Source organism: Rhizobium sp. Root1212 (genome assembly GCF_001424985.1).
Classification (GTDB): Bacteria; Pseudomonadota; Alphaproteobacteria; order Rhizobiales; family Rhizobiaceae; genus Pararhizobium.
Genome location: NZ_LMDA01000012.1, coordinates 621,846 through 644,334, shown reverse-complemented (window position 1 = coordinate 644,334; position 22,489 = coordinate 621,846). Strand labels below are relative to the sequence as shown.

Annotated in this window: 16 protein-coding genes, 2 other RNA genes and 1 other annotated feature; of the genes, 12 read left to right on the top strand and 6 right to left on the bottom strand. The window is 59.3% G+C overall.

Annotated features, from left to right (window positions below):
* Window positions 1-39: 39 nt before the first annotated feature.
* A protein-coding gene (locus ASC86_RS14995) for an IS3 family transposase (protein ID WP_156387059.1) occupies window positions 40-1,271 on the bottom strand; the annotation gives its coding sequence in 2 pieces (ribosomal slippage) (window positions 40-980 and window positions 980-1,271; 1,233 coding nt in all).
* Window positions 871-987 (bottom strand) — a sequence feature (AL1L pseudoknot). Its footprint overlaps the gene before it by 117 nt.
* Before the next feature lie 235 nt (window positions 1,272-1,506).
* Between ASC86_RS14995 and ASC86_RS25855 the strand changes: the two genes are divergently transcribed.
* The 9 genes from ASC86_RS25855 to ASC86_RS14965 all read left to right on the top strand — a co-directional run bounded on the left by ASC86_RS25855 (window position 1,507) and on the right by ASC86_RS14965 (window position 7,203).
* Window positions 1,507-2,784 carry a hypothetical protein gene (locus tag ASC86_RS25855; protein ID WP_156387058.1) on the top strand — a complete coding sequence of 426 codons (1,278 nt, stop codon included), beginning with the start codon at window positions 1,507-1,509 and terminating at the stop codon, window positions 2,782-2,784.
* Window positions 2,781-4,604 (top strand): hypothetical protein, encoded by a 1,824-nt coding sequence (locus tag ASC86_RS14985; protein ID WP_056322494.1) that lies wholly within the window; start codon window positions 2,781-2,783, stop codon window positions 4,602-4,604. Before ASC86_RS25855 ends, ASC86_RS14985 begins: the two co-directional genes overlap by 4 nt.
* Entirely contained in the window at window positions 4,604-5,083 is a 480-nt protein-coding gene (locus tag ASC86_RS25850; protein WP_156387057.1) for a hypothetical protein, read from the top strand. The genes ASC86_RS14985 and ASC86_RS25850 overlap by 1 nt, the downstream gene beginning before the upstream one ends.
* A gap of 25 nt (window positions 5,084-5,108) precedes the next feature.
* Window positions 5,109-5,430, top strand: a transfer-messenger RNA (tmRNA) gene (gene ssrA / locus ASC86_RS25255).
* A 31-nt stretch (window positions 5,431-5,461) separates the two neighbouring features.
* Window positions 5,462-5,785: a transfer-messenger RNA gene (ssrA, locus tag ASC86_RS25250) on the top strand.
* Window positions 5,786-5,970: 185 nt separating this feature from the next.
* Window positions 5,971-6,486, top strand: coding sequence for an SspB family protein (locus tag ASC86_RS14980; protein ID WP_056322491.1), 516 nt, complete (start codon window positions 5,971-5,973; stop codon window positions 6,484-6,486).
* A 7-nt stretch (window positions 6,487-6,493) separates the two neighbouring features.
* A complete protein-coding gene (locus ASC86_RS14975; RefSeq protein ID WP_056322488.1) occupies window positions 6,494-6,691 on the top strand; it encodes a DUF4169 family protein in 198 nt (65 codons plus the stop codon).
* A gap of 91 nt (window positions 6,692-6,782) precedes the next feature.
* On the top strand, window positions 6,783-7,025 hold the full coding sequence (locus ASC86_RS14970) for a ribbon-helix-helix domain-containing protein (RefSeq protein WP_056322484.1): 243 nt from the start codon (window positions 6,783-6,785) through the stop codon (window positions 7,023-7,025).
* Window positions 7,015-7,203, top strand: coding sequence for a hypothetical protein (locus ASC86_RS14965; protein ID WP_056322481.1), 189 nt, complete (start codon window positions 7,015-7,017; stop codon window positions 7,201-7,203). Before ASC86_RS14970 ends, ASC86_RS14965 begins: the two co-directional genes overlap by 11 nt.
* 209 nt (window positions 7,204-7,412) lie before the next feature.
* Here ASC86_RS14965 and ASC86_RS14960 read toward each other — a convergent pair whose 3' ends face one another.
* From ASC86_RS14960 to ASC86_RS14940, 5 genes are all read right to left on the bottom strand, one after another.
* The gene (locus tag ASC86_RS14960; protein WP_056322478.1) at window positions 7,413-11,198 is read right to left on the bottom strand and encodes an AsmA-like C-terminal region-containing protein; all 3,786 of its coding nucleotides are present in this window, start codon (window positions 11,196-11,198) and stop codon (window positions 7,413-7,415) included.
* A gap of 113 nt (window positions 11,199-11,311) precedes the next feature.
* A complete protein-coding gene (locus tag ASC86_RS14955) occupies window positions 11,312-12,721 on the bottom strand; it encodes an FAD-linked oxidase C-terminal domain-containing protein (RefSeq protein WP_056322475.1) in 1,410 nt (469 codons plus the stop codon).
* A gap of 352 nt (window positions 12,722-13,073) precedes the next feature.
* Entirely contained in the window at window positions 13,074-13,409 is a 336-nt protein-coding gene (locus ASC86_RS14950) for a hypothetical protein (RefSeq protein WP_056322472.1), read from the bottom strand.
* A 34-nt stretch (window positions 13,410-13,443) separates the two neighbouring features.
* Complete coding sequence (locus tag ASC86_RS14945) at window positions 13,444-16,578, bottom strand: efflux RND transporter permease subunit (protein WP_056322470.1); 3,135 nt, start codon at window positions 16,576-16,578, stop codon at window positions 13,444-13,446.
* Window positions 16,575-17,783 (bottom strand): efflux RND transporter periplasmic adaptor subunit, encoded by a 1,209-nt coding sequence (locus ASC86_RS14940; RefSeq protein WP_056322466.1) that lies wholly within the window; start codon window positions 17,781-17,783, stop codon window positions 16,575-16,577. The genes ASC86_RS14945 and ASC86_RS14940 overlap by 4 nt, the downstream gene beginning before the upstream one ends.
* 370 nt (window positions 17,784-18,153) lie before the next feature.
* Between ASC86_RS14940 and ASC86_RS14935 the strand changes: the two genes are divergently transcribed.
* From ASC86_RS14935 to ASC86_RS14925, 3 genes are read left to right on the top strand one after another with little or no spacing between them, the layout of a single operon-like run.
* Window positions 18,154-20,625 (top strand): UvrD-helicase domain-containing protein, encoded by a 2,472-nt coding sequence (locus ASC86_RS14935; protein ID WP_056322465.1) that lies wholly within the window; start codon window positions 18,154-18,156, stop codon window positions 20,623-20,625.
* Window positions 20,626-20,641: 16 nt separating this feature from the next.
* Entirely contained in the window at window positions 20,642-21,130 is a 489-nt protein-coding gene (locus ASC86_RS14930) for a type II toxin-antitoxin system antitoxin SocA domain-containing protein (protein WP_056322462.1), read from the top strand.
* 5 nt (window positions 21,131-21,135) lie between these two features.
* A complete protein-coding gene (locus ASC86_RS14925; protein ID WP_056322460.1) occupies window positions 21,136-21,885 on the top strand; it encodes a hypothetical protein in 750 nt (249 codons plus the stop codon).
* Window positions 21,886-22,489: the final 604 nt, after the last annotated feature.

Here is a 22,489-nt window from a genome sequence, read left to right as displayed (position 1 = left end):
TGAACCGCCCCGACTTTGCCGGAGACCGTTTGGTTTAAGTTATGCGGCCATAGCTGGTGCGTCCAGCGTGGCGTAGTATCGTTCTTCTGCCTCTGCAGGCGGGATATTCCCGATGGGTTCCAGAAGACGGCGGTGGTTGAACCAGTCGACCCATTCGAGCGTGGCGAACTCCACGGCTTCGAAGTTGCGCCATGGTCCTCGCCGATGGATGACCTCGGCCTTGTAAAGACCGTTGATCGTTTCGGCGAGAGCATTGTCGTAACTGTCGCCAACGCTTCCGACAGACGGCTCGATGCCCGCCTCCGCCAGCCGTTCGGAATAGCGAATGGACACATATTGCGAGCCGCGGTCGGAATGATGAACCAGCCCGCCACGTTTGACGGGCCGCCGATCATGAAGCGCCTGGTCGAGGGCATCGAGCACAAAGCCCGCATGGGCCGTTCGGCTTGCCCGCCAACCGACGATACGGCGGGCGAAGGCATCAATGACGAAGGCCACGTAAACGAAGCCCTGCCAGGTCGCGACATAGGTGAAATCGGATAACCACAGCATGTTCGGCGCTGGAGCGAAGAACTGTCGGTTCACCCGGTCTAGCGGGCATGGAGCGGACTTGTCCGACACGGTGGTTTTGACTGGCTTGCCGCGAATGACGCCTTGAAGCCCCATCATTCTCATAAGCCGAGCGACGGTGCAGCGGGCGATGTCGTAACCTTCTCGCTGCAACTGCCGCCAGACTTTGCGCACGCCATAGACCTGGAAGTTCTCGTTGAACACCCGGCGTATCTCGACTTTCATGGCAATATCATTCCGTTCGCGGGCCGATAGGCGGTCCACGTCTGTGCGCTTGGCGATAACCTCATAATAGGTGGACGGGGCAATCGGCAGCAGTCTGCAGATCGGCTCGACCCCGAGCACCGAGCGGTGTTCGTCGATGAAGGAAATCATCGCTTCAGTGGGCGGTCGAGCTCCGCCTGGGCAAAATACGCCGAGGCTTTGCGTAAAATCTCATTCGCCTGACGAAGCTCGCGGTTCTCCCGCTCCAGAGCCTTCATCTTCTCCGCCACGTCACTCGGCAAACCTGCACGCTTGCCGCTGTCGACCTCGGCCTTCTTCACCCATTCATGGAGGGTATGCGCCGAGCAGCCGATCTTGGCCGCTATCGATGATACCGCCGCCCAGCGCGATGAGTGTTCGGCTTCATGTTCCGTCACCATCCGAACGGCGCGGACGCGGACTTCAGGAGAAAATTTGTTCGTCGTTTTGCTTGTCATAGACCCTACTTCTCACGAGTTGGGGTCTCCGGCAAAGCCGGGGCGGTTCACCGGACGCGGACTTCAGGAGAAAATTTGTTCGTCGTTTTGCTTGTCATAGACCCTACTTCTCACGAGTTGGGGTCTCCGGCAAAGCCGGGGCGGTTCAGAAGCGCTTATAGTAATGGGCCGAGCAAGGGAATTTGATAGCCTGAAGCTCGGCGGTCACGATCCACGTCGCTCTTATGGTGGTAAAATGGGTGACTGGGCCTCGCTCGCCAATCGAATTTACGTCATGCTTCATGTGATAGGCACAGAAGTCAAAATTGTTAGCAGCATACGCGATGACGGTTTGCGAACCCCGCTAGCAGGACTGGAAACCCACCCAGGAGCAATGGTGCTCCGAGAAAATGGCAAGCACAAGCGGAAAAAGGGATTAACTGGGCATCTCGCTTTCCTTTACCCCAGTGAGAGAGATATACTTCCTTTCGTTTGCCTACTGCTGATCAAAACGCGATTTAACGTCAGCGTAATCCTTGGCTTGAGGATGGGGACTTACGTCTTTCGACCTGTAGCCTTTCAATATGGAAACGGAGAACGGGTCATCCAGTTTGCAGCGCTCAAGTTCCGAACGGTGACCGTTCCCGACGCTGAACAAAGTTACGTACACTGCCTATCCCTTATAAAGCCGTATGGACACCCGTACAAAATCATCAAATTCTTGGAAAAACTAACAGAACCACTTCGTATAGAAGTAAAAAGAAAGATAGTTGAGCTTTCAAACCGTCCGTTTCTAACCGACGAGGAAGAAAATCAACTATACACTCTAGAACGCATAAAAGACGACTTATTTTTGTATTCGACTTCGGGAAGAATTGGATCGCTCGGGACGTTTGCGGAAGCAGGCAGTAGCCCGTCCGTTTTCACGGACTCTCTGGCCGCACTAGGTTTTCCCACCTCACTCGGTGCAATGCGCAAGGCAGCGTTAGCGTATGGCGCAAATCTTTCAGGTGCAAATCAAAGCATTGTCACGCTTCTAGGTGATCACAAAAATAGACGATCAGCAACGACCTATCACAACAGAAAACACCTTCACTACAAATGGCAATCTACATTCATAGATGTATTCGATCTCTCAATATCACTCATAGATTCAAACAGTTTCACCAAACAATCACTAAAGATATTATTAGAAAGGCAGAAACTCACAGCGAAAGAAATTGAATCCCTACTTGAAGACGGCAGCCTCACCAAATGGGGAAATCGATGTTCCGATCCCTTCGCGCCTCCGCCAGGATTTGATTTCGGCACTCAAAAGGGAAAGCGTTGTGTGGGTCAGGCTTGTATTGACGGCTGCCTTCGAGCCCGCTGGTTTCCAGATGCGCTGGAGTTAGTCAGAAAGCAACGCGCGGTATTGGTCGCGCGTCTGACAACCCTGCCCTTGGCTGCAACTACTCATAGCGTCATCCACGACCGGATAGAACGCTGCGACAAAATAATAATAACGATCACGACAAGGGGGAATAAGCAGTGATTGCAACAGCAAATAACTGGGAGAACGTTGACTTCGACTACCGTGCTTGGATCGCAGATGGTCGCGTTAAAATAATTGGGCCGCCTTACGACGTTAATTTCGAGGTCACGCCCGGAACCTTTTTTGCGAAAAACGTCTGGCCATTTCCAATAAGCTCGTTACCCGCCGGGAGTCGAGTTAAGCCAGAATTAGATTTTGAAACACCGAGGTATATTTCTGAAAAAGAGAAGCTGGCGCTTTCGCCGAGCAGGCATTTCTTTCTCATTCAACAACTTAAAGAGGTTGTCGTCGCGATGATGTTTTTGCGACATCTTCTGCCTCACCGTAAAGACGCAGCGAAGCCACTCACGATAATACGAGATTTCCAACGGATATCTTGCCTTTTTACGAACTTCGCTGCTGAAGGCATTACCTCGCTCAAGCAAGTAAATCAAACACTCCTGGATAACGTTTTTGCCAAAATTCCAGTAACCGAATCGTCTCACGAGGCTTTGATCGGTCACTTTAGCGACATGGTCTTACTTTCTTCGAAGAAATTAATCTCAGATAGCTTCGCTCTACCGAGTGCCTCAATAAAATCGCGGAGAGTTGCGGTAGACACAGAAAGCGCCCGTGGGGCGAGAACGCTTGAAGAGGATGAGATTGCCTTCATCATTGCGCGGTCCCGGCTGTATATCGATTCTGCCTCATTGATCTCCGAGAAACTCCTCGAAAGACGAAATGGAGCAATTTCATCAACGAAGCTCGTTGAGTGGTCATACAACAATCTGCCGGTACTTCGGGGCCTCAGCTCTAGTTCAATTGAATACCAGCTCACATGGCTTGTTAAATCTTCAGCATACAATCTCTTGATTTTCCATCTGGGGTCCCGAGTCTCCGAGGGGTTGTCGTTGACGAAAAACTCAATCTTCGCCACGAAAGATGCCACCGGCAGATATAACGCATTTGTGAGATTGACAATTTTTAAGGGGACGAAAGCTGGTGCCCCTAGAACCTATCGTGTCCACCCATATCTCCTAAGAGTTGATGCGGCACTTAAGGCTATTGCGACGGCAACAGGTCGGTCATCGGACGAACTGGTCTTTTCTAAACGGGGGCAAGACTTAGAGGTCGCAACCAACTCACTCAATTATCAACTCCGCAAATTCACGGAGATGCATGGTCAGTTGATCGACCTTTCCAGTCACTCCGAGCGCTTCACGCTTGCCGATATCGTGGCCAGTGCAGTTAAAAACCCATTTCCGGCCCTTCAGTACCAACTCGGCCACAAGTATGTTGGCGAGTCGATTGCGTACGGGCTGCATGGTCCTGCCGGTGCAGAAATTCGGAGCGCAGGAGTGGCCGCAATTGCTGATGGCATTAGCTCATTCATTGAAGAATGTCAGAACGCTTCGGAGATTGGTGGTATACGCGGTGCGACAATATCTTACGCTCTCAAAATCGACACTGATGCCGAAGGCCTTAAAGAGCAAATGCTTTCAACGGGAACTTTCCCACTCAAAGTCGGCGATGATCGATATTGCGTTAAGCCAGATTTCGCACGAGGCGCGTGCTCATCGGTAACCGGCGACGACATACACGAAATCGAATTCTGTACTGCTGATTGCAGATTTCAGACCCAATTTCCCTCTCAGCGCGCCAAATGGGAAAGCTTTATCGACCAGGGCGCTCAATATTACGGCGACCACAGCATTTCTGTGCACGAAAAAATTAGAACTTCGGACGAGTTACTAAAGCATTTAGTAGCTTGGCCAAGCCTGCGAGAGCCGTTCGACAAATTTCTATCCGAAAATCCTACGCTACGGAGCTGGTTTAGCTAATGATAAAAGAAAAAAAATCAAATGTTACTTCTATTATTCGAGACGCGAAAGCTAGAACGACCGGTAAAGTAGCCCTCGTAATGGCTGAGATGGCACGCCTAAACAAGCTCTTCGATACGGGAAAGTTGACCAGAGCAGAAACCGCTGAACTGGGGCTCGGCAGTTTCTGCCGTCAGGCAGGCGTCGGAGAGAATTTCCTTAACGGCGATCTTCATAGGGAGACACTCAAACCAAGAATACAAAATTTCATTAAGCAGCTCAAAGCGCGTTCCGTAGAAACGAATGATGCGCCGCTCAGCACTACAATCTCCAGAGACTCCCAAGAGCAACTATCGACCTCCAATATGCGGCTAAAAGACATGTTGCACTCGGCGCGCCTTCATCTCCACGCAAAACGTCAAATCATTAAATCGCTCTCGGAGGGACATTCACCCAAAGTAGTGCCGCTGAAACCAGCAGGCCCAGTGTCGGAGCCTTGAGCCATCCCATCGAAACGGTACGGCACCCCTTGATAAGCGCCCTTTCACCTCCTATGTTGACACTGCTTCGTTCGCGAAGACTATGGCGCTAAACCTGTTGTGCAATAGATGTACAGGACGCGGCTTCGACGCCGCCGCCTCCACCAAGAACCGTCGACTGCGACGGCTGTTGATGGGGGCGACATGGGATCGACTGGCATTGAAAGACAAGAGCTGTGCTCGGCATGATACCGCCGTTATCGGGTCAAAATAGTAGTTGCAAACGACAACTATGCGGAAGCTCGTCTCGCTGCTTAATCGCGGTGTGACACTTCAAATCAAGTCCTAAGGGAACAGAAACCTCCACTTACCCATAGAATTTCCTTTGTTCGCGTCGACTAAATTTAGTCCACGTTTCAACGCTTGAACCTATTGCAATCGAAAGATTTTTCGCGTGAACTAAATGCATCTTTTTCATATAAGGTTCAGTACCCGGCGCCTCCACCAAAAACCGGTCGGATCACATGACCGGCTTTTGATGGGGGCGAAATAGGATCGACAAGGGCGTAAAGATCGAACTTTTGCTCGGCATGATACCACCGTTATCGGGTCAAAATAGTAGTTGCAAACGACAACTATGCGGAAGCTCGTCTCGCTGCTTAATCGCGGTGTGACACTTCAAATCAAGTCCTAAGGGGGTACCTGGCAACAGAAACCTCCACTTTCCCCCTTTCCGCTGACTGTTTTAACCGCTGGTTTGCCCATTCGGCGCGGCATCAGCCCCGCAACTTCTCCAAGCGCTTGAAATGGTCTATAGCTGTTTTAGATGACTCGGCTTCAGTGTATGATCGACACCCCTGCAGTCGTCGAAACGTGTAAATCGAGTTGTAATAAGGAACAGGAACCTGATGGGCCAAGATCATATCCGCTACGACATTCTCGCCCAGGATGCCCTGCGCGGCGTCATCCGCAAGGTCCTGACCGAAATCGCAGCCACCGGCCACCTGCCGGGTGATCATCATTTCTTCATCACCTTCCTCACCGGCGCCCCCGGCGTGCGCATCTCGCAGCACCTGAAGGCGAAATATGCCGAGCAGATGACCATCGTCATCCAGCACCAGTTCTGGGACCTGAAGGTCACCGAAAGCCTGTTCGAAATCGGCCTTTCCTTCTCCGATACCCCGGAAAAGCTGGTCATCCCCTTCAACGCCATCCGCGGTTTCTATGATCCGTCGGTGAACTTCGAACTCGAATTCGACGTCGCCGCGATCGACGAGGAAGACGAAGGCGCCGAAATCACCGCCTATCCGGTCGCGCCGATCGAAAAGCCGGCCGAAAGCACCGCAGACGCCAAGCCCACGGACGACGGCAACAAGCCCGGCGGCTCCGTCGTCTCGCTCGACAGCTTCCGCAAGAAGAACTGAGCCGGTCATGACCGGCGACGTCGTCAATCTCAGGCAGTTCCGCAAACGCAAGGCGCGCGACGAAAAGGAAACGCGCGCCGAGCAGAACCGCATCAGCTTCGGCCGCACCAAGGCGGAAAAGAACCTGACGCGGGCGCTGAACGACAAGGCGACCCGCAGCCACGAAGCCGGCAAGCGAGAAACAGCGGGCGACGACGCCGAGTGAGCCCGCTCGCAAACACCTTCATTTTCAAAAGCTTGCACGAAGACCCGGACTCATTTTCCGATCCGGCTGAATCAGATTGTGAGCGCCGCCTGTGATCCGCAAGCATTCCGCGACGCTCCATGGCCACCGCACCAGTTTCTCGCTGGAAGAGCCCTTCTGGCAGGAACTCAAGCAGATCGCCGAGAAGCGCGATATGTCGCTGGCCCGCCTGATCGCCGAGATCGACGACGCCCGCGCCCCAGGCAGCAACCTGTCTTCGGCGCTGCGGGTCCATGTGCTCGAATGGCTGAAACGCCCCGCACCCACCATCGAAGGAGATATCCGTGGGATATGAAGCCGGAATTGCCTACCTGTTCTGGATGTCGGTCGCCGTCGCCGCCTTCGTGATCGTTGGCTTCATCTCTGCCTGCCTGCCGGTCAAGCCGGAAAACAGGATCGGCACGACGAACGATGAAGCAACTCCCCAGCGCCGCCGCCGCATCCGCCACGATCAACCGGCGATCCGGCGGTAGGCTTTTTTCCGGGGCCTATCCGCTTGTTTCCCTTCTCCCTACGGGGAGAAGGTGGCGCGCAGCGCCGGATGAGGGGGTCTCGCCCCGCACCCAGAATATGCCGCCCGGTCCCCTCATCTGCCCTTCGGGCGTCTTCTCCCCAAGGGGAGAAGCGGGAAACGTCCCCACCCTTCGCTACTTGCTATTCCCTATTCGCTTTTCGCGCGCCCTCACGGCGTCCCCACGCCCGGCAGCGTATTGAAATCCAACCCCGGCGCCTTCGCCCCATTGTCCTGCCCGCCGCCCTGCGGCGTCTGCACGCCGCTCTCTCCCGGCGTCACATCCGGCAGCGGACCGCGCTCGATCCCGCTGTTGGTTTCCGCCGGCATCTGGAAGGGCGCGATCGCGGGAGCTTTTTCCGCAGCCGCCTTCGCAGCCTCGGCAGCAGCCTTTACCGCCGCGGCCCGCGCCGCCTCCTGCGCCTTCTGCTTGGCCAGCATCTCAGCCGCCTGTGCCCGGCGCCGGGCCTCTTCTTCCATCTGCAGCTTTTCGGCAGCCCGTGCCGCCGCATTGGCCTTGTAGAGCGCCACTTCCCGGCGCAGGCGCTGCTTTTCCAGCACATTGGCCTGCAAGATCTCGACCCGTCGCCGCTCGCGCTCAAAGGCCCGGAGCGACAGGAAGTTGGCGAGATCGGTCACGTCCATCGACATGCCCGGCGCATCCAGCAGCCCCTGGTAATCGAGCCGAACCTGCGGCTCCGCGCCGGCCAGCGCCTCGTCCCCCGCCCTGAAATGCACGGTGGCCGACGCCGTCATCCGCTCGTCGGCGAGCGCCAGCTCCGCATCCGCCGAAAGATCGGCAGTGTCGTTTGCCGCCGTGACGTTCTGCGCCCGCAGCGTGCCGCCGGCAATATTGAACGGCACCGTCACTTGGCCGATCTTCGATTCCCCCAAAAGGATGGCGCGCGCCGCATCCTTCTCGATGCTCGCCGGCGAAATCTCGCCCTGTTTCGCATCGACGGCCGAAATCACCGCCGGCAAAGCGCCGGTATCGATGCCCTTGACCACCAGATCGCGCAGCGTCGCCGTGCCGGAGCCGGTCATGCCCTCTGCCATGGCGCGAACCGAAGTGCCCGAGGTCTCCATGCTCATCGTCAGGTCAAAGCGACCGGACGCAATGGCCGAGCCCGCCTTCGACCAAACGGCCGAGGCCAGATCGCCATCGGTTATGCCGATCTTGGTCTGCAGGAAGCCGGACCCGTCGCCCGAGCCGATCAGGACGCGGCCTTCCGCCTTGCCGCCCATCCAGCCGCCGGCAAGCTCAGAAAGCTCGATCTGATCGCCCTTCCACGAGACCTTGCCGGCCATATCGGAAACCGCGCCATAAACGCCCGGCCAGAACTGCTTGGCCTTCACGCCCACCGCAACATCGAACCCGGCCCAGCCGGCAAGCGCCACCGGCGTCGCGGAAAGCCCGCCATCCGCCAGATTGTGCACCGGCCCCAGCATCATCTCGCCCAGCCAGCCAAGATCGATCGTGTCGAAGGCAAGATCGCCCGTCGCCTTGCCCGGCGCCTTGCGATCGAACGAAAGCGCGCCGCTGAAGGCATTGCCATCCGCCCGCCCGTCGATACCGGAAACCGAGACCGCATCCGCCGTGCTCTCCACCGCCGCCTTCATCGAGATCGGCAGCCCCGTCCCCATCTGCGGCAGGCCGATACCCTTCAACAGCAGGAAGGGCTCGATATCCTGGCTTTCCAGCGAGAACGACCCCTTGCCGACAAGGAAATTGTCGCTCGCAAGATCGATTTCGCCCTTGGCGGAAAAAGCTGAATGTTCGGCATTGAAGTTCAGGCTGGCATTGGCGCGGCTGTCGTCGGTCCCCTGCAGCTTCAAGGACAGCACGCCATTGGCATCCGCCTCGAACGGCAAGGGATCAAGCCCCGCCTGCCCGAGCAGCACCGGCGTCGAGGGGTTCTCCAGCGTCGCCTCAAGCGTGATGCCGTCGCCGGAAAGCGCCTGCGCGATGCTTGGCGCCTGGAAATTGGCGGCGACCTTGGAGCCGTTGGCCGTGCCGACCATGCCGAAGCTGGCCGGCGCCTTGCCCTCCTGCCCGCCTGCGGTCAGGGTAAAATCAAGCGCCGCATCGGTATAATATGGTCCGGCGACGATCATCCGGTCGAGCACCGGATGGGCCGGCGCATGCCGGGCGATCATCGTCAGGAACGGCGTCAGGTCCGGCGAGGCCAGCTTCATCTTGGCCGCCACCACCGGCGCCGACAGATCGCCGCTCATCCGCCCCGAAAGCGCAAGCCGCGCGCCGGCCAGATCGCCGATCGAAACCCGCTCTGCCTGCAACTGCCCGTTCTTCAGCGTCACCACGAGCTGCACGTCCCCCGCCGTCTCGCCAAAGGCCGAAAACCGGTCGGCGGAAAGATCGGCCGCAATCGTGTGCGCCAGCACCGTCTCGTTCGAGGCATCGCCCGCCACCAGCCCGGCCAGCGCCCGAAGCGCCTCCAGATCGATCTCGTTGCCCTTGAGCTTGATCGAAAGGCTGGGCGGCACCCCGTTCAGCGCCTGCCGCTCGATCCGGCCGTGCAGCACCGCAGGCCCCGCCGCGATTTCGAGCCGCTCGAATTGCTGCAGCGTGTCCGTGATATTCACCGTCGCCGAAAACCCCGCCGTCTTCAACGTCCTGAGCGCCGGATCGACAGAGCCTGCAAGCCAGGCCGCCAGCCCCGAAGGCTGGTTCGAGGCCACCAGCAGGTTGCCCCGGAAAGAGCGCGTGTTCTTGAGGTCGAGCCGCCCCTTGGCTTCGAGCTGCGTGCGGCCGGGAAGCTGCGCCACCGCATTGTCGATCACCCAGCCGCTGCGATCCGGGCGCAGATCGAGCCGCACCTCGCGCACGGTGGTATCGCCGATGACGATGGCCGGCAGCTTCAAGCTCGCCCGGCCGGGCACGGAAGGAATGGGAATATCGGCCGCGATCGCCAGCGCTGCGGAAAGCCGCTGGCGCACGGAAATCGCCGGATCACGCCCCGTCTTGCCCGCCTCGCCGGTATTGCCGATACGGCTGACATCGATCTGCTGCCCGTCGGCCAAAAGCAGGAATTCCGGCGCCTTGCCGGTATCGAGCGTCGCCTCGCCGGTCACCAGATAGGGATCGTCCTTGGGGCCGATCTCCATGCGATACTCCGGCACGCGGATACGCTCATTGGTCAGCTCGAACGCGCCGGTCACCCGCGGCGGGGCGGCATCCTGCTTCTGCGCATCGGCCGGGCGGTTTTCCGTCAGCGTGAACTTGCCCTGATAGACCGGCTTGAAATCGACGACCTTCAGGTTGCCGTCGAGTTCGACGCCGAAGGGCCTCTTATCGGGAACCAGCTTGCTGCGAAGCCCAAGCTCGCCCTTGTCGTCAAGCGCATTGCTGGAAAACTGAAAGCTGCCCGCTTCGCCATCGAGCGCCGCACGCCCCTCAACCTTCCACGGTCCCATCAGCGAACGGGCGGAAAGATCGGCGGAAAGATCGGTAATGTGGCGCGTGCGCCCGGTCTGTTCGTCGATGAAATCGATCTGGCCGTTGCTGATCTGGACATTTTCCAGCACCACGACCTTGGCCGGAATATCCGCCCGCCGCCCGCGCGCCCAGTCGAGCGTGCCATCCGGCAAAAGCCGGATCTTCGCCTTCGGCGCATCGAGCCGCATGTCGAAGATCAGCGCCTCGCCGCTCAGGAACGGCGCAAGTTCGGCATCCATGGAAAAGTGCTCGACCTGAACCAGCGGCTCGCCTGCCTCGTTCTCGCCGACGCGCACGTCGTTGAGGGTCACGGAGGGAAAGGGAATGATCCGCGCATCGACGCTGCCATGCACGACCACGGGCCGCCCCATGATGCGGCTTGCCTCGCGCTCGAATTCATGGCGGAAATCGGTCCAGTCGATGAACAGTGGTGCGATCAGGGCCGCAAACAGCGCCGCCACCATCAGACTGCCGACAAAAACCAGAATTCGCGAAAGCACCAGCTCTAGGACCCTGCCCTGTTCTTCCGGCCCTCTCCCCAAGGGAAGGCCAAGCCACGTTCATGCTCCAGGCACGTCGCCCGTGTCTTCTCCTTAACACCGCCCATGCGTTTTCACATGGCAAAAATCTTGCCCGGATTGAAGATATTGTCCGGGTCCAGTCCATGCTTGATCTGCCGCATCAGGTCGAGCGCACCGCCCAGTTCCTTTTCGAGGAACGGCATCTTGCCCTGGCCGATGCCGTGCTCGCCGGTGCAGGTGCCATCCATCGCCAGCGCACGGTCGTTCAACCGTGCGACAAAAGCCTCCGCCTTGGCGATATCGGCCGGGTCTTTGTCGTCAAACAACAGACCGACATGAAAGTTCCCGTCGCCGGCATGGCCGACTATGGGCGCCAGCAGCCCATGCGCCCGGATATCCTCCTGCGTCGCCTCGACGCAATCGGCCAGCCGCGAGATCGGCACGCAGACATCCGTCGAGATGATCGCACCGCCGGGCATCAGGCTCTTCTGCGCCCAATAGGCATTGTGCCGTGCCTTCCAAAGCTGGCTGCGCTCCTCGGCGTTGGCGGTCGAGCGAAACTCGCTGCCGCCGAATTCCGCCGCGATCTCGGCAAACTGCCGGGCCTGCAGCGCAACGGTTTCCGGGCTGCCGTGAAATTCGACGAACAGCGTCGGCTGCTCGGGAAAGGTGAGGCCGGAATAGGCGTTGCTCGCCCGCATCTGCGTTTCGTCGAGCAGTTCGATGCGCGCCACCGGGATCGCCGACTGAATGGTGAGAATGACGGCATTGCAGGCATCCGCCGTCGTCGGAAAGGAGCAAACCCCGCCCGCAATGGTCTCGGGAATACCCTGCAGCCGAAGCGTGATCGAGGTGATGATACCGAGCGTACCTTCGGCCCCGACAAATAGCCGCGTCAGATCATAGCCAGTCGAGGATTTGCGGGCGCGATGCGCCGTGCGGATTTCCTTTCCGCTCGCCGTCACCACCGTCAGCGCCAGCACATTGTCCTTCATCGTGCCGTAGCGCACCGCATTGGTGCCGGAGGCCCGCGTCGAGGCCATGCCGCCGATCGAGGCATTGGCGCCGGGATCGATCGGGAAAAACAGCCCGGTATCCCGCAGATAGGTGTTCAGCGCCTCGCGGGTGATGCCGGGCTCGACAGTGCAGTCGAAATCGCTGGCATTGACCTCGATGACCCGGTCCATGCGGCCCATATCGACGCTGATGCCGCCCGAGGGCGCATTGATATGGCCCTCCAGCGAAGACCCGGTACCGAAGGGGATCAACGGCACCTTATGCTCGCTGGCAAGGGCGACAATCGCCTGCACCTCTTCCGCGCTTTCGGGAAACACCACGGCATCGGGCAACTGCGCGGGAATATAGGTCGTGGTATGCGCATGCTGGGCGCGCATCGCCTCGCCTGTCTGCAGCCGGTCTCCGAAACGCCTCGACAGATCGGCGATCACCGCCGCAATGCCGCTTTCGTTTCTCTTGCCGGGTTTGATTGCGCTGAGTGCCATGATCCCGCCTCCCGCGGAGGAATATCCGCTCTTTTCAAAGAGGTACTGTGCAAATCGGAATCATTTTGTCCAGCACTTCACCCGCAACTTGATTGCGGTAAGGCGCTTTGCGTTCGATGGTGCGGCGATGTGGCCACAAAAGGCGGAGAAGATGAGCCGGAAGAAATTGAGAGCAAGCCGCTCTCCACCCCTCTGCCCTGTCGGGCATCCCCCCTCAAGGGGGGAGATTAGCAGGAGGTGGCCTCTCGACCCAATCTTACCAAGGGAAAAGAACAATCTCCCCCCTTGAGGGGGAGATGTCAGCGCAGCTGACAGAGGGGGGTATGGCGCGGCAAACGCCACCGCCGCTGCATCACTCCGCCACAACCGCCTTACCAGCCCAGTAATACTCGGCTATCTTCCCGCAATTGTCGATGACGCGCCCCGCAATCTCCGCATTCCCACCCACGAACGTTTCCGGATCGGCGCCGCACAGCGACAGGAACAGTTTCTGATGGGCAACGGCGACAAAATATTCGTAAGCCGGCGGCTCCTCCTGCAATCCGGCCGACCGCATTTCGTCCGCGGCCTGTCTGGTAGCCTCATCGAGAGCCGCATAGATCGCCGCCATCATGCTCCGTTCCGCCTTGCCTTGAATCTCCAGATATCGCCTCTCCGCCGGAGTAGGCACGGGGCAGGATTCGCTCATCGATACACTTTCCATCGCAAAACCGATCGACGGATCACTCCGCCGCGACAGCCTGAACCTCTTCCGCCGCATCCAGCTCCCGCTGCAACCGCCGCTCTTCGTCCACCTGCGGCTTGGTAAACCGCGCAATGACCAGATAGGCAACCGGCGTCAGATAAAGCGTCACCACCGTCGCCAGCCCCAGCCCGCCGACCAGCACCCAGCCGAGCGCGATGCGGGCCTCGGCCCCCGCCCCGCTCGCCAGCACCAGCGGCAGCGCGCCGACAATGGTTGCGATCATCGTCATCATCACCGGCCGCAGCCGGATATTGGCGGCATTTTCGATCGCCGAACGCAGATCCTGCCCGCGATCCCTGAGCTGGTTAGCGAATTCGACGATCAGGATGCCGTTCTTCGCCATGATCCCGACCAGAAGCACCAGCCCGATCTGGCTGTAGATATTGAGCGTGTTGCCCGTCAGCAGCATCGCAAATATGGCGCAGGCAAGCCCCAGCGGCACCGTCACCATGATGATGACGCCGCTGATCAGGCTTTCGAACTGCGCCGCCAGCACAAGGAAGATGATGACCAGCGCAAAACCGAAGGTCACCAGCAGTCCGTTCGCGTTCTCCGTCAGCGTTGCGGCCTCGGCAAGCGGCACGACACGCGAGCCCGGCGGCAACAGCGGCTCGGCCATCTGCTCGACCATGGAGAGCGCATCGCCCAGCGCCAGATCGTCGTTCAACCCCGCCGACAGCGACACGGCGCGCAGCTGCGATTCCCGCGAAAGCTGCGGCGCAATCGCCTTTTCCTCAACCGTCGCAATCGACGACATCGGCACGATCCGCCCATCCCCGGTCTTGAGGAAGATGTTCTGCAAATCGGTCGGGTCGTTCACCGGATTGGTGGTCGACAGCAGCTTCACCGGATAGGATTCGCCATCGACATAAACGTCGAGCACGCTGTTGCCGTCCAGCATCGCCTGCATCGCCGAAGACAGGCCGACGATATCGATGCCGAGATCGGAGGCCCGCTCCCGGTCGATGGTCACCGAAAGCTGCGCCTGATTGGGCTCATAATTCAGCCGCACGTTCTGGAAACGACCGCTGTCTTCCATCTGCCGCACCAGCTTGTTCGCGGCATCCCCGAGCTTGCCGTAATCGTTGCCGACCAACGCCACCTGCAGGCCGTTACCAGCCCCGCGAATGCCGAGACTGTTCGGCTGCATCGGAAAGACACGGACGGACGGGATGCTGTTCGCCATCTTGGTGATGTCGGCTGCGATCTGCTGCTGGCTGCGCCCGCGCGCCTCCCAGTCAGCGAGCGTCAGCACCATGAAGCCGGTATTGACCGAGCCGCCCTGCCCCGAAATCGAAAACACGTTGTCGATCTCGCCGCTGTCGAGCATGGGCCTCAGCCCCTCCTCCAGCCGGCGCATCTGCGCTTGCGTATATTCCAGCGACACACCCTGCGGCGCCTGGATGCGCATCATGATGCGGGCGCGATCCTCGGTCGGTGTCAGCTCGGATTTGAGCAGCGTGAAGGCTCCGGCCCCCGCCGCCGTCACCATGATCGCCACCATGAAGACGACCAGCGGCGTATTGAGGCAGGCGCTCAGCGTCCGGCGATAGAAGCCGGCGGCAAAACTGCCGATCCTGCCCATGATGCCGGTGTGGTGATGATCCTCGCTATGGGCCGTCAGCATGCGCGATGCCAGCATCGGGCAGAGCGTCAGCGCCACGAAAGCCGACAGCAGGATCGAAAACGCCAGCACGAAGCCGAATTCGCGGAACAGCCCACCCGTCTGCCCCGGCAGGAAGGAAAGCGGCACGAACACCGCCGCCAGCGTCGCCGTCGTGGCGATGACGGCAAAGAACACTTCCAGCGTCCCCAGCACCGCCGCCGCCCGCGGCCCTAGCCCCTCGGAACGCCGCCGCACGATATTTTCAAGCACGACGATGGCATCATCCACCACCAGCCCCGTCGCCAGCACGATCGCCAGCAGCGTCAGGATGTTGATCGAGAACCCCGCGAGATAGATCGCAGCACAGGTGCCGATCAGCGCGATCGGCATGGTCAGCACCGGAATGAGCGTCGCCCGCCAGTCGAGCAGGAAGAGATAGATGACCAGCGTCACGATCACGACGGAGGCGACCAGCGCAATCTCCACCTCATGGATCGCCCCTGAGATGAACACCGCATCGTCGCTGGTGATCGCAAGCTGCGTACCATCAGGCAAGATTTCCTGAATGGTCGCGACCGTCTTCTTCACACCCTCGGAAATATCGAGCGTGTTGGACTGCGCCTGCCGGATGATGCCGAGACCGATGCCCTGCCGCCCGTTGGAGCGCAGCGACGAGGTGCCGACATCCGGCCCCATCGTCACCGTCGCGATATCCCCGAGCCGCACATTCTCGCCGATCATCAGCCGCTCGAATTGCTCCGGCGTCTGCAGGTCGGCGGTGGCGCGGACGGAAATATCCTGATTGGCCGAGGTCAGCGACCCCGCAGGCACGTCAAGCGAGGCAGTCGAAAGCGCCGTGCGCAGATTGGCAATGGTGATGCCGCGTCCCGCCAGTTTCGACTGGTTGACATCGATGCGGAAAATCTTCTCCTGCTCGCCATTGATCTGCACGTCCGCGACACCCTCGACGGCGGCCAGCCGGTCGGTGATCTCGTTTTCGGCGAGCAGCGTCAGGTCTTCCATCGACAGCGTGTCGGAGGTCAACGCCAATCGCATAATCGGCTGGCTGTCTGAATCCGCCTTCACGATCCGCGGCTCGTCGGCATCGTCGGGCAACTGCCCGGAAACCCGTCCCACGGCATCGCGCACGTCGTTCGCGGCCTGCCCGATATCGGTGGTGTCGGAAAACTGCAGCGTGACGCGGCTCTGGCCGTATTGCGAGGTGGAGGAGATATTCTTGATCCCCTGCACCCGCGACACGGCTCCCTCGATCACCGACGTCACTTCCTGATCGATCGTCTCGGGTGCTGCCCCGTCGAAGGTCGTGTTGATCGACACGACCGGCTGATCGACCTCAGGCAACTCGCGAATTTCAATCCCGTTCAACGCCGCAAGCCCGGCGACGATGATCAGCGTATTGACAACCAAGGCAAAGATCGGCCGCCGGATGAAAAGCGCCGTAAACCCTGCTGTTCCATGCGCCTTCTGACCCGACCCGCCGCTCACTTGGCGATCTCCGCTTCGGAGACCTTCTGCTCGCCGTCGGCTTCCGGCTTCTTCTCCCGCTTCGGCTCTTCGCCGGCAATCCGCACTTCGCCGCCGTCCCGCAGCCGCTGCACGCCTTCCATCACCACGGCCTGATCCTTCACAAGCGCCGCATCGACCAGCACCTTGTCGGAATTGCGCTGGACGATCTTCACCGGCACGCGCAGCGACTTGCTGTCCTCCACCCGCCAGACGAAGGAGCCGTCGGCGCTCCATTGCACCGCAAGCGGATTGACGGTCGGGTAGCTATCGCCGGCAAACCGCGCAACCACGGAGAACGACATCCCGGCCCTGAGCGTATCGTCAGGATTGTCCAGTCGCGCCCGAACGCGCAGCGTCCGGCTCGCCTCGTCCACCCGGTTGTCGATGGCATGGATCACCCCGGAATATTCCGAGCCCGGAATGGCGATGGCGGAAGCCGAAACCTCCTGCCCCACCGAAATCTTGTTGGAAAACCGCTCGGGCACCCAGAAATCGACAAGAATCTGCGAGCGATCGTCGATGACAGCAATCGGCGTCGAGGTCGTGACATAATCGCCGGGATGAACGGTGATGATCCCGGCAATGCCCTGAGACGGCGCCACGATATCGCGCCGCTTCAGATCAAGCTCGGCCTTCCGCAGATCAAGCTCCGCCGCCTGCTCGGCAAACTCCGCCTCCCTGAGCACCGCGACCGAAACCGCATTCCCAAGCTTACGGTTGCGCTCCACCTTCTCCTGCGCGCTGGCGAGCGCCACCCGCGCCTGATCGGCCGCCACCTTCTGGTCGTCGCTGTCGAGCCGGGCAATGACCTGCCCCTGCTTGATGCGGTCGCCGGATTTGATCAGCACCTCGGTCAGATTGCCGGTCGCCAACGGCGTCACGGTCACGGAAAGAATGGCGTCCCCGCTGCCGATCGCCGAAAGCCGATCATTGACGACGGCTTCGCCCACAGGCTCGGTCACGACCAGCGGCACCTGCCCGGCAAAACCGCCGCCGCCCTTGCGGTTGCGCCCCTTGCTTTCGCCTTCAGCGGCGACCTCCGGCTTGGCGACAAGCGCCACCAGCCTTTCGGGAACCCCGAACCCGGCCAGTTTCGCCGCCGCACCCGGCACGAAATGCACCCAGGCCGCCAGCCCGGCGACGAGCACGACGAGACAGATCGCCAGCTGTTTCCAGATCCGCATTCACCTCTCCAAATCGAAAATCCAAAAAACCCGGCATCACCGCAAACGGGTCAAAAAAACGCTTCGCTATAAACTACCGGCTTTGCGCATCGGCGCACAATCCCGGAATGCCATCATTACGCAATTGTAATAAAAGCGGATTTCGTGGATTTGATGGCAGCGGGGGAGGAATAGGAATTAGGCAATAGGCAATAGTGGCGAATAGAGCGCCCCGTCCCCGCGCTTGCCCTCAAGCCCTCACATCTATTCGTTATTCCCCATTCACTATTCGCCTTCCCCTTATTGCCGACTGCCTATTCCCTACTGCCTTAGAGAATAAATGCAGAACGCCATTCTGGCCTTTCGCCCCCGAATCACTACATTGAGCCGCATGAGCAACGGTTTTGACGATATTCCCTTCTTCGACGAGGAGCCGGCCCCGCGCCCGCTGCGCAACCAGCCCGCCCCCCCGCCGGCCGCATCAGGTGGCGGCATAGCCGCCCGCGCCATGGCCGCGCGTGACGGCGCCCGCCCGGCTGCCGTCTATCTCTCGGGCCTGAACCCGGAACAGCGCGAAGCCGTCGAAACCATCGAAGGCCCGGTCCTCGTGCTCGCCGGTGCGGGCACCGGCAAGACCCGTGTTCTCACCACCCGCATCGCCCATATCCTGGCCTCCGGCCGCGCCTTTCCCAGCCAGATCCTCGCCGTCACCTTCACCAACAAGGCCGCGCGGGAAATGAAGGAACGCATCGGCGTCCTCGTCGGCGGCGCGGTCGAAGGCATGCCCTGGCTCGGCACCTTCCACTCCATCGGGGTCAAGTTGCTCCGCCGCCACGCCGAACTCGTCGGCCTGCGCTCGGATTTCACCATCCTCGATACCGACGATGTCGTGCGCCTCATCAAGCAGCTGATCCAGGCCGAAGGCCTCGACGACAAGCGCTGGCCGGCAAAAACCTTCGCCCAGCTCATCGACGGCTGGAAGAACAAGGGCCTCGGCCCCGCAGATATCCCCGAAGGCGACGCCCGCGCCTTCGCCAATGGCAAGGGCCGCGAACTGTACGAGGCCTACCAGGCCCGCCTGAAAACCCTCAACGCCTGCGATTTCGGCGATCTCCTGCTCCACCCCATCCGCATGTTCCGCGCCTACCCGGATGTGCTAAAGGAATACCACACCAAATTCCGCTACATCCTCGTCGACGAGTATCAGGATACCAACACCGCCCAATATATGTGGCTGCGCCTGCTCGCCCAGCGCCCGAAGGGCGAGCCGCAGAATGTCTGCTGCGTCGGCGACGACGACCAGTCGATCTACGGCTGGCGCGGCGCGGAGGTGGACAACATCCTGCGTTTTGAGAAGGATTTCCCCGGCGCGAAAGTCATCAAACTGGAGCGCAACTACCGCTCGACGGCCCATATCCTCGGCGCCGCCGGCCACCTGATCGCCCATAACGAAGGCCGCCTCGGCAAAACCCTGTTCACCGATCGCCACGACCCCGATGACGAAAAGGTGCAGGTCCACGCCGCCTGGGATTCGGAAGAGGAAGCCCGCGCCGTCGGCGAAGAGATCGAACAGCTCCAGCGCAGCAAGCACAATCTCAACGACATGGCGATCCTTGTGCGCGCCTCCTTCCAGATGCGCGAGTTCGAAGACCGCTTCGTCACGCTCGGCCTGAATTACCGCGTCGTCGGCGGCCCGCGCTTTTACGAGCGCATGGAAATCCGCGATGCCATGGCCTATTTCCGCCTCGTCTGCCAGCCGGCCGACGATCTCGCCTTCGAGCGCATCATCAACACCCCGAAGCGCGGCCTCGGCGACACCTCCGTCCGCGCTCTCCACGATTACGCCCGCGCCCGCGATATCCCGATGCTGGCTGCCGCCAGCGATCTCATCGAAACCGACGAGATGAAGGCCAAGGCCCGCAAATCGCTGTTCGATGTCGTGACCATGTTCAAGCGCTGGCAAGGCCTGTTGGAAACGACACCGCACACCGAGCTTGCCGAAACCATCCTGGAGGAGTCCGGCTATACCGATATGTGGAAGGCCGACAAATCGGCCGACGCCCCCGGCCGGCTGGAAAACCTCAAGGAACTCATCCGCTCGATGGAAAGCTTCGAATCCATGCGCGGCTTCCTCGAACACGTCGCGCTCGTCATGGATGCCGAGCAGAACGAAAACCTCGATGCCGTCAACATCATGACGCTGCACTCGGCAAAAGGTCTGGAGTTCGAAACCGTCTTCCTGCCCGGCTGGGAAGAAGGCCTCTTCCCCCACCAGCGCGCGCTGGACGAAGGCGGCCGCGCCGGCCTCGAAGAAGAACGCCGCCTCGCCTATGTCGGCCTCACACGCGCCAAGCGCCGCTGCCACATCTGGTTCGTCTCGAACCGCCGCATCCACGGCCTCTGGCAATCGACCCTGCCCTCACGCTTCCTCGATGAGCTGCCGGTCACCCATGTCGATGTCGCCGAAACGGAACAGTCCTATGGCGGCTATAACCGCGGCGGTTACGGCCAGTCGCGCTTCGACAAGCAGGAACCCTTCGCCAACAGCTATTCCACCCCCGGCTGGAAACGCGCCCAGGCAAACCGCACGGATGCGACCCGCGACAACTGGGGCACCCGCTCCGGCGTTTCGATCGAGCGCATCGGCTATGGCGAAAGCGGCCCCAAGGCCCGCACGATCGATGGCGAACTGGTCGCCAAATCGACGGTCGACACCCCCTCGAAATTCAACCTCGGCGATCGCGTCTTCCACATCAAGTTCGGCAACGGCAACATCGCGGCCATCGAAGGCAACAAACTGACGATCGATTTTGATCGCGCCGGGCAAAAGCGGGTGCTGGACGGGTTTGTGGAGAGAGTGTGAAGGAGAATATAGCCTTATGGCTTACGATCCGAGAACAATAGCCAATATTGTGCTCGATATTGCAGAATCTAAGGGCGTTAAAATCACAAATTTGTCGCTCAACAAGATTCTATACTTTATGCACGCCTGGTATTTAGCAAAAAACCAGAAGCCTTTAATTGAAGCGAAAATTGAAGCTTGGGATTACGGGCCGGTAATACGAGAAGTTTATTCAGAGTTTAAACACTTAGGGGCAAATGAGATAAATAGTCGCGCCTACAGATTTGATGTTGATAAACTCAAAAAGGTGCTTTGCGAAGATCATATTTCTAATAGCGATCTGCTATTTATAGGCGATCAATTTTCGAGATACGGTCATTTAAGTGCCGGAAAATTGGTAAGTCTGTCTCACGAGCAAGGGGGACCGTGGGACGTAGCGTATAATAGGTCAGGCCGAGTGAATCCCGGCATGGAGATATCGAACGAGTTAATACAAACGTACTTCGACCAACAAACGAGGCATTGATTGTAATGAATCGGCTTGAAAAGAAATTAGAGCGCCCCCCTTACGTACACAACTGGATCAGGAATATCGGTTCAGATCTCAAGAGCACGACCAAGATACTTGTTAGATTGGCTTTGGGGTTTCCGACGAAAACCTATGGCGCTGGGGCACCAATTATCCGAGACTGCATAGCTTACTCGCTGGATCGTGAGACGGCTATCATTGCGGCGATGACCACGGGAAGAATCAACAGTCGCCCACTTGTGACAGAATACGTAAGCGCGTTCTGTGACTTCGATGAAACTCGTAAATATTCGGGAAAACCTACCTACGACGAGATGGTCGAGCCGTTCCGCATCGGCAAAGGTTTGTCAGTCCCGGTCAAACCGCTTGTAAACATCGTTGAAAATGGAAAGCTAATTCCGATCTTCTCCGTTGGATGGGCGTCGATGCCTTTCAACAAATTCCAACAGCGTCTTTTCGCCACGGTTCTTGAAGACGCCATCTTCTCCTTGACAGACTTTCGCATGTCCACCGGGGAATTCATTTTCTTCCCAAGGGAAAGCAACCACCCAGATGCTGCTCGCAAACCAATAGTTTGGAAGCGCGGCGATATGGAGAAGCTTTCCGCTGGAGAGCTGAGCGACTGCCTTCATATGTATTCTCAGGCGCTGGAAGCTGCAAAGACGATCTTGAGGGAAATGCCCCAAAGGGAAATACGTCCTGGCCAAAAGCCGGAATCGCCCCATCCCGATCAATATGGATTTGATTTGTAATCTTAGTTTTCGATCGACTTGCCCCCTCGAAACTCTGAGAGGGGGCAACAAAAGGCCAGCTTGCAAAATACAAGGTCAATCCCCGCAAATCCCCGCCCCCTTCACCCGTGCCACACTCCCCTTGTCCCGCCATCGGATACACCGGAGAGCGTTGCCGGCGAGGCGGGGCCGGTGCCTTCGGTCTGTGTTTGAAACGCAGACACGATCGGAGGGGCCTGCAGNGTCCCGCCATCGGATACACCGGAGAGCGTTGCCGGCGAGGCGGGGCCGGTGCCTTCGGTCTGTGTTTGAAACGCAGACACGATCGGAGGGGCCTGCAGAAAATGGTTTCCCTCCCGTTTGAAAGAGAGCGGGGCGTGCCTGTGGGGCACACAGGAAAACGGCCAAACAGCCGCTTTCGCAGAGAAACCGGAGTTGCAGGTAAAAACCGCCGAGACGGGACACATCGCGTGTCACCANCCTGTGGGGCACACAGGAAAACGGCCAAACAGCCGCTTTCGCAGAGAAACCGGAGTTGCAGGTAAAAACCGCCGAGACGGGACACATCGCGTGTCACCACTTTACCAATCCCTGAGGCACCCGATGTGTCCCGGCCGATTGATCC